4 protein-coding genes are annotated in these 2253 nt (G+C 35.5%); 3 read left to right on the top strand and 1 reads right to left on the bottom strand.

The genetic code is table 11. The features are described from left to right. Nucleotides 1–471 precede the first annotated feature (471 nt). The 3 genes from HUN22_RS16630 (at nucleotide 472) to HUN22_RS16620 (ending at nucleotide 1899) form a co-directional block, all read left to right on the top strand. Nucleotides 472–726 (top strand): hypothetical protein, encoded by a 255-nt coding sequence (locus tag HUN22_RS16630; protein ID WP_016144732.1) that lies wholly within the window; start codon nucleotides 472–474, stop codon nucleotides 724–726. Between the two features lie 208 nt (nucleotides 727–934). After that, entirely contained in the window at nucleotides 935–1324 is a 390-nt protein-coding gene (locus tag HUN22_RS16625; RefSeq protein ID WP_174731702.1) for a hypothetical protein, read from the top strand. A 29-nt stretch (nucleotides 1325–1353) separates the two neighbouring features. Beyond that, the gene (locus tag HUN22_RS16620; protein ID WP_174731699.1) at nucleotides 1354–1899 is read left to right on the top strand and encodes a glycoside hydrolase family 108 protein; all 546 of its coding nucleotides are present in this window, start codon (nucleotides 1354–1356) and stop codon (nucleotides 1897–1899) included. Between the two features lie 96 nt (nucleotides 1900–1995). Here the strand turns inward: HUN22_RS16620 and HUN22_RS16615 are convergent. Then, a partial coding sequence (locus HUN22_RS16615) for a LysE family translocator (protein WP_174731696.1) occupies nucleotides 1996–2253 on the bottom strand: 258 nt, incomplete at its 5' end.

The raw sequence follows: 2253 nt of genomic DNA, 5'->3' as shown, positions 1-2253 counted from the left end.
AGGTAGCAAAATAAAAGGGAGATAGCTCAAATAATATTTGCAAACAGGCTATCAAAACAAAAATTGGAATAAAAAAAAGCCCGATTCCGTGGATCAGGCTTAATGTTCGTCGATAAAGGGTATCAAGAACATGAAGAATCTAACAAAGATTGTGAGCTCTAACAAAAGTTTCCGATATACGGCAAAGCCTTATATGAACTTTTTGGTCAAAAAATTAAAGTATGGAGAATGCTTAATTCTAAAAACTTTAATACTTTTTTACATTTTTAGAAAAGGAAAGATTTGTTTATAAATTAGTAGCTTAATTGCATTTGGTTTGGTTCTTTATGATTGTTGTACCAGATGAAACGTTTCGAACACACATTTGTAGCAATAGCTTAGCTATATTGCTCAAAGAATGTATCAAAACTTCAAGAATAACAAACGATAAAGATGCCTTACTAATCGAGTGAGTCGAGTTGGAGATAGTGAATGACTACAGCAATGCAGAACAGAGCTAAACAACTTAAAAATGCAAAACGTGGAGGGTATGTGCCAACAATTGCAAAAGACGTAAACAAATATAAGGTACAAAAAATAAAAAGAGCACTCGAGGAGGCAAAGCAGATTGTAAATGAGCTTGAAGATGAAGCATTCGAATTCGATGATCAAGTCTCTATGCAAAAAGCGATCGGTGCAATCACAGTGATTGAGTTGATTGAACAAGCCTTAAACGGTGCACACTAACAGGCTTTAGCATACAAACATTCTTTCTTGGACCCCTGAAATATGGGGTCAAGGATAAGTTCGTCTTGCGATTTGGCGCGGTTTAAAAGCGTTAGTGTTTTTTATTGACTGTAATAAAGAAAACGAAGGGTGTTTTAAAAACTGAAAAACAACAAGCTGATTATTGCGCTGAGTTTTCAAGTTTCACCCTTTAAAGCAGGACAAAGTCATGGAAACAATTTCAACCAGTGGGTTAGCCACATTTTTAAATTTTTATAGTATTGCAATTATGGTGGCTATGGCAGTCAGCTTAGTTGTCGCAGTTGTATTAATGATGCGTTTTCCTCGTTCTCCACAGGAATGGATTGTTGCCCTTATCTGTACCGTAGTTTCAAGCCTGACAGGAGGTTCCTTTATTATTATGAAATGGAACCTGCATGAATGGGTATCGGATATTTGGGGAATGATTACCCTATCTGGATTCTTCTTCATTTGTGGTTTACCGGGTTGGGCTATTGTGAGATGGGTATTTAACTTCATCAATAAACAAGAAGGTAAAACGATTGTAGAGGTCATCAAAGACCTAAAAAAGGCGAAAGATGATCTTCAAAATAGCTAAGACGGCTCTAAACATACAGGTAAAATAAAATGAATATCGACCAATACTTAGAATCAATGATCCGCCGAGAAGGCGGGTATGTTAATCATCCATCAGATTATGGTCATGCCACTAAATTTGGTATTACAGAAGCAGTTGCTCGATCGAACGGATATCAAGGTGATATGCAAGATTTACCATTAGCCGTGGCTAAATCTATTTATAAGCAACAATATTGGCTTGAGCCTCAGTTTGACCAGATTAATGAGATTAGCCCAGCTATTGCAGAAGAGTTATTCGATACCGCTGTAAATTGTGGGGTGAGTTTTGCGAAGCCTTTATTACAACGTGCTTTAAACCTGTTAAATAAGCAGGGTAAGGAAGGCTGGCCAAATCTTGCTGTAGATGGCCAATACGGGCCTCTTACTTTGCAAGCACTTAGCTCCTATTTAAACCGACGTGATAAAGAGGGAGAAAAAGTGTTAGTGCGTATCTTAAATATTATGCAAGGGCAGCGCTATATCGAAATTACAGAGAACAATCCTAACTACGAAGAGTTCTTTTACGGTTGGATATTAAACAGAGTGACACTCTAAAAATGTATTAGATGAAAACATGTTTAAAGATCAAAAGAATTGAAAAGCCTAACCACGAGTTAAGGCTTTTTAATGAATCATAAGTCGAGTAAAGATTTATTGAGTGATGAGTAGAACTGCAAGAAGAAAGAAAATAGCACCACTAATTTTATTGAGGATGGAAAAATTATTCCCAGCTAACATCTTCTCTTTAAAAATCGAAGAGAAATTTGCATAAACTAAATGAATTAAAAACCCAATAAAACAGAAGGTTAAAGAAAGACTTAAAAATTGATTTAAAATTTCTTTCTTTATGTCAATAAATTGAGGGAAGAGTGCAATAAAAAATACAATTGTTTTAGGATTCAGTAATGA

This window comes from Acinetobacter lactucae (genome assembly GCF_013344765.1).
Lineage (GTDB): Bacteria > Pseudomonadota > Gammaproteobacteria > Pseudomonadales > Moraxellaceae > Acinetobacter > Acinetobacter lactucae_A.
This window is presented reverse-complemented; position numbering and strand designations above follow the sequence as displayed.

Excerpts from the sequence above, each read along its gene's own strand:
- HUN22_RS16630 (WP_016144732.1), top strand. The coding sequence starts at position 472 with ATGACTACAGCAATGCAGAACAGAGCTAAACAACTTAAAAATGCAAAA.
- HUN22_RS16625 (WP_174731702.1), top strand. The coding sequence starts at position 935 with ATGGAAACAATTTCAACCAGTGGGTTAGCCACATTTTTAAATTTTTAT.
- HUN22_RS16620 (WP_174731699.1), top strand. The coding sequence starts at position 1,354 with ATGAATATCGACCAATACTTAGAATCAATGATCCGCCGAGAAGGCGGG.